We start from the raw sequence: 4,842 nt of genomic DNA, 5'->3' as shown, positions 1-4,842 counted from the left end.
CATTGTTTTTTTTGAGCCCCCACCCCCACCGCCCTGCACACCCCGGTGATCGCCTGGTTCGAGACGCACGCCCGTGACCTGCCCTGGCGGCGACCGGAGGCCGGCCCCTGGGGGGTGATGGTCAGCGAGTTCATGCTCCAGCAGACACCGGTCAACCGTGTACTGCCCGTCTACGAGCAGTGGTTGGCCCGCTGGCCCCGCCCGGCGGACCTCGCGAAGGAACCCCCGGGCGAGGCGGTGCGCGCCTGGGGCCGGCTCGGCTACCCGCGCCGCGCGCTACGGCTGCACGGCGCCGCGGTGGCCATAACGGAACGGCACGGCGGAGACGTACCACGCGATCACGCGCAACTGCTCGCGCTGCCGGGGATCGGCGAGTACACAGCCGCGGCGGTGGCGTCGTTCGCGTACGGACAGCGCCACGCCGTGCTCGACACGAACGTGCGGCGCGTCTTCGCCCGCGCGGTGAGCGGCACGCAGTACCCGCCGAACGCGACCACGGCCGCCGAACGGAAACTGGCCCGGGCCCTGCTGCCCGAGGACGACGGGACGGCGTCCCGGTGGGCGGCCGCGTCGATGGAGCTGGGCGCCCTCGTGTGCACGGCGAAGAACGAGACGTGCGGGCGTTGTCCGATCGCCGGGCAGTGCGCCTGGCGGCTGGCCGGGAAGCCCGCGCACGAGGGCCCGGCGCGGCGCGGTCAGACGTACGCCGGTACCGACCGTCAGGTCCGCGGCAAGCTGCTCGCCGTCCTGCGGGACGCGATCGCGCCGGTGCCGCAGGCGGTGCTCGACCGGGTGTGGGACGAGCCGGTGCAGCGGGCCCGCGCCCTGGACGGGCTGGTCTCCGACGGACTGGTGGAACCCCTCCCAGGCGGTCTCTACCGTCTCCCCCTCACCTGACCCTCAGGCATCTCCGACGGGGTAAACCGGCCCATCTCCGCCCCAAAGACCGTCCCGCTTTACCCCGTTCCTACTTCCGTTACACAACCGACGGACAGCCGAGCGTTCTCCGCAGGCTGGCTCGGACGTCTCCGTGACAACCCCTCCGTAGCTTCATCGGCGTACCGCAGGAACCCGCGAAACGAACCAGCGGATCCGGTGGGACGAACGACACGAAGCGGCGGACAACCGACGGAGCGCGCGGGGCGCGGTCGTCGGAAACGGGGACGGAGGCGGTTGATCATGGCGCACGGCGAGGTGCTCGAATTCGAGGAGTACGTCCGCACCCGGCAGGACGCGCTGCTGCGCAGCGCCCGCCGGCTCGTACCGGACCCGGTGGACGCCCAGGATCTGCTGCAGACGGCGCTGGCGCGGACGTACGGCCGCTGGGACGGCATCGCGGACAAGCGCCTGGCGGACGCCTACCTGCGCCGCGTCATGATCAACACGCGGACCGAGTGGTGGCGGGCCCGGAAGCTGGAGGAGGTCCCGACCGAGCAGCTGCCGGACGCCTGCATCGACGACTCCACCGAGCAGCACGCGGACCGCGCCCTCCTGATGGACATCATGAAGGTGCTCGCACCCAAGCAGCGCAGTGTCGTGGTGCTGCGACACTGGGAGCAGATGTCCACGGAGGAGACGGCCGCCGCCCTCGGCATGTCGGCCGGCACGGTCAAGAGCACGCTGCACCGTGCCCTGGCCCGGCTCCGCGAGGAGCTGGAGTCGCGGGACCACGAAGAGCGCGCCGCCCGTGCGCTCGAAGCGAGCGAGGAGCAGGAGCGTTGCGCGGCCTGAGCACAGCGGCCGGCCCCCGTCCGGAGGTCAGGCGGGCCACAAAGGCGGTGATCACGGCGGTGGCCGTGCTCGCCGCCCTCGCCCTTTCCGTGTCCGCCTGCGGCACGGGCGGCACCGGTGCCCGGGACGAGGGGCCGGCGGACAGCGACTCCCTCGCGGCGGGCGCGGCCACCCCGTCCGCCTCCGGTTCGGCGGACGCCGAGGGTGACCACCCGAGTGTCGGCGAGGTCGTCCGGATGGTCCGCGCGGACCCGGAGGTCAGCAAGACGGTCAAGAGCGGCCTGAGGCCGTGCGTGGCGGACGAGTACCCGGTGGACGTGACGTACGGGGACCTGACCGGGGGTTCGTCCGACGACCTCGTGGTGAATGTGATGACCTGCGCGGACGCCGTCGGTGTGGCGTCGTACGTGTACCGCACGGAGAAGAAGGGGACGTACCGGAGCGTCTTCCGGTCCGAACAGCCCCCCGTCTACGCGGAGATCGACCGGGGCGACCTCCTGGTCACCCGGCAGCTGTACGAGAATGGCGACCCGTCCTCGTATCCGTCCAGCGAGGAAGTGACGACCTACCGCTGGATCAAGGACGACTTCGTCCAGCGCTCCAGCACGCGCACCGAGTACAGCACCGCGGTGGGCGGCACGGAGTCGGCGACCCCCGGGTCGGGCTGAGCCGAACCCCTGATTTCCCGACCCCTGACTTCCCGACCCCTTTCGACCGAGAGCGAGCGAGATCACCGGATGGCAGAGCAGACCCATGTCCTGTTCGTCGAGGACGACGACGTCATCCGCGAGGCCACCCAGCTCGCCCTGGAGCGGGACGGCTTCGCGGTCACGGCCATGCCCGACGGGCTGTCGGGGCTGGAGGCGTTCCGCGCGAACCGGCCCGACATCGCCCTCCTCGACGTCATGGTTCCGGGCCTGGACGGGGTGTCCCTGTGCCGCCGCATCCGTGACGAGTCGACCGTCCCGGTGATCATGCTCTCCGCGCGCGCCGACTCCATCGACGTGGTGCTCGGCCTGGAGGCGGGCGCCGACGACTACGTGACCAAGCCGTTCGACGGCGCCGTCCTGGTCGCCCGGATCCGCGCGGTGCTGCGCCGCTTCGGCCACGCGAGCGGCGGCGACGCCAAGGCGGAGGAGGCCGGGGCGGCGGGCACGGGCGGGGTGCTCACCTTCGGCGAACTGGAGATCGACACCGAGGGCATGGAGGTACGGAGGTCGGGGGAGCCGGTGGCGCTGACGCCGACCGAGATGCGGCTGCTGCTGGAGTTCTCGTCCGCCCCCGGCACGGTTCTCTCCCGCGACAAGCTGCTCGAACGCGTGTGGGACTACGGCTGGGGCGGCGACACCCGGGTCGTCGACGTCCACGTCCAGCGGCTGCGCGCGAAGATCGGCCAGGACCGGATCGACACGGTCCGCGGCTTCGGCTACAAGCTCAAGGCCTGAGCGGGGACGGGGCCGAGATGGAGCTGAGGGGGATACGAGGAGGACGGGCGCCGAAGGCGGCACGCGTCTCCGGCCGCCCGTCCGGTGCGGGGTCCGCACCGGACACGAGGCCCGTATCGGGCGGGCGGCCCGCGTCCGACGTATCAGGCGCGAGGCCCGCATCCGCCGTATCGGGCGCGGGGACCACTCCGGGTATCCGGACGGGGCTGCGCTGGCAGTTGAGCGCGGCGATCGCCCTGGTCGGCGCACTGGTGGCGGTCGCGCTGAGCCTGGTCGTGCACAACGCGGCGCGCGTCTCGATGCTCGACAACTCACGCGACCTCGCCAACGAGCGCATCCAGGTCGCGCAGCGCATGTACGAGTCGGGGCGCCCGCTGAAGTCCGGCGCCTTCGGGGTCAAGCTCGACGACCCCGACATCCCGAAGGACCTGCTGGCCAAGGTCAGCGAGGGCCGCCGGGCCACCTATGTGTCCGAGGGCGAGAACGGGGTGCCCGACATCTGGGCGGCGGTCCCGCTGAAGGACAAGCGGGTCCTGTCGCTCCACACCGACTTCACCGACCACAGCTCGGCGGTGATGCGGGACCTCGACCAGGCCCTCCTCATCGGCTCGATCGCGGTCGTCTTCGGCGGCTCGGCCCTCGGGGTCCTCATCGGCGGCCAGATGTCCCGCCGGCTGCGCAAGGCGGCGGCCGCCGCGCACGAGGTGGCCAAGGGCGAGTCGGACGTACGGGTGCAGGACGCGATCGGCGGTGTCGTACGCGACGAGACGGCGGAGCTGGCGCGGGCCGTGGACGCCATGGCCGACACCCTGCGGCAGCGCATCGAGGCGGAGCGCCGGGTGACGGCGGACATCGCCCACGAGCTGCGTACGCCGGTGACCGGGCTGCTGACGGCCGCGGAGCTGCTGCCGCCGGGCCGCCCCTCCGAACTGGTGCGCGACCGGGCCCAGGCGATGCGCACGCTCGTCGAGGACGTGCTGGAGGTGGCCCGCCTCGACGGGGCCTCCGAGCGGGCCGAGTTGCAGGACATCATGCTGGGTGAGTTCGTGGCGCGGCGGGTGGCGGCGAAGAACGCGGACGTGCGGGTGCAGATCGTGCACGAGTCGGAGGTGACGACCGACCCTCGCCGTCTGGAGCGGGTCCTGCTGAACCTGCTGGCCAACGCGGCGAAGCATGGCAGACCGCCGATCGAGGTGTCCGTCGAGGGCCGCGTCATCCGGGTCCGCGACCATGGCCCCGGTTTCCCCGAGGAGCTTCTCGCGGACGGGCCCCGCCGTTTCCGCACCGGGGCCTCCGACCGGGCCGGCCAGGGGCACGGCCTCGGCCTCACCATCGCCGCGGGTCAGGCGCGGGTCCTCGGCGCCCGCCTCACCTTCCGCAACGTCCGCCCGCCGGGTTCCCCGAACACGGTCCCGGCCGAGGGCGCGGTCGCCGTCCTCTGGCTCCCGGAGCACGCCCCGACGAACACGGGCAGCTACCCGATGCTGCCGGTGACGACCGACACGTAGCCCTGCCGGGCGGGGGCCGGTTCTTCGGCTGCGGGTGCGTGGGGCTTCTCGCGCAGTTCCCCGCGCCCCTGAAAACCAGGGGCTGCGCCCCGTGCTTTTCGGCCCGAAAGGCCGGAGGCCTGTTAGGGGCGCGGGGAACTGCGCGAGCAACCCCCACC

The 4,842-nt window shown here is 72.5% G+C and carries 5 protein-coding genes; all 5 read left to right on the top strand.

The window, feature by feature from the left end:
• The first annotated feature begins 33 nt into the window (after nt 1–33).
• The 5 genes from P1P70_RS40845 to cseC all read left to right on the top strand — a co-directional run bounded on the left by P1P70_RS40845 (nt 34) and on the right by cseC (nt 4,684).
• Complete coding sequence (locus tag P1P70_RS40845) at nt 34–897, top strand: A/G-specific adenine glycosylase (protein ID WP_217176716.1); 864 nt, start codon at nt 34–36, stop codon at nt 895–897.
• A 282-nt stretch (nt 898–1,179) separates the two neighbouring features.
• Complete coding sequence (locus P1P70_RS40840; RefSeq protein ID WP_220647183.1) at nt 1,180–1,731, top strand: SigE family RNA polymerase sigma factor; 552 nt, start codon at nt 1,180–1,182, stop codon at nt 1,729–1,731.
• Entirely contained in the window at nt 1,719–2,399 is a 681-nt protein-coding gene (locus P1P70_RS40835) for a hypothetical protein (protein ID WP_319246978.1), read from the top strand. The genes P1P70_RS40840 and P1P70_RS40835 overlap by 13 nt, the downstream gene beginning before the upstream one ends.
• Before the next feature lie 69 nt (nt 2,400–2,468).
• The gene (cseB, locus tag P1P70_RS40830; protein WP_319246976.1) at nt 2,469–3,176 is read left to right on the top strand and encodes a two-component system response regulator CseB; all 708 of its coding nucleotides are present in this window, start codon (nt 2,469–2,471) and stop codon (nt 3,174–3,176) included.
• 17 nt (nt 3,177–3,193) lie between these two features.
• The gene (gene cseC / locus P1P70_RS40825; protein ID WP_319246974.1) at nt 3,194–4,684 is read left to right on the top strand and encodes a two-component system sensor histidine kinase CseC; all 1,491 of its coding nucleotides are present in this window, start codon (nt 3,194–3,196) and stop codon (nt 4,682–4,684) included.
• The last annotated feature ends 158 nt before the right edge of the window (nt 4,685–4,842 follow it).

The sequence above is a fragment of the Streptomyces sp. MB09-02B genome (genome assembly GCF_033794485.1).
Lineage (GTDB): Bacteria > Actinomycetota > Actinomycetes > Streptomycetales > Streptomycetaceae > Streptomyces.
Note: the sequence above shows the minus strand (reverse complement) of the source record. Positions and strands in the feature narration are given on the sequence as shown.

Coding starts and splice junctions, on each gene's coding strand:
- P1P70_RS40840 (WP_220647183.1), top strand. CDS start 1,180: ATGGCGCACGGCGAGGTGCTCGAATTCGAGGAGTACGTCCGCACCCGG.
- cseB (WP_319246976.1), top strand. CDS start 2,469: ATGGCAGAGCAGACCCATGTCCTGTTCGTCGAGGACGACGACGTCATC.
- cseC (WP_319246974.1), top strand. CDS start 3,194: ATGGAGCTGAGGGGGATACGAGGAGGACGGGCGCCGAAGGCGGCACGC.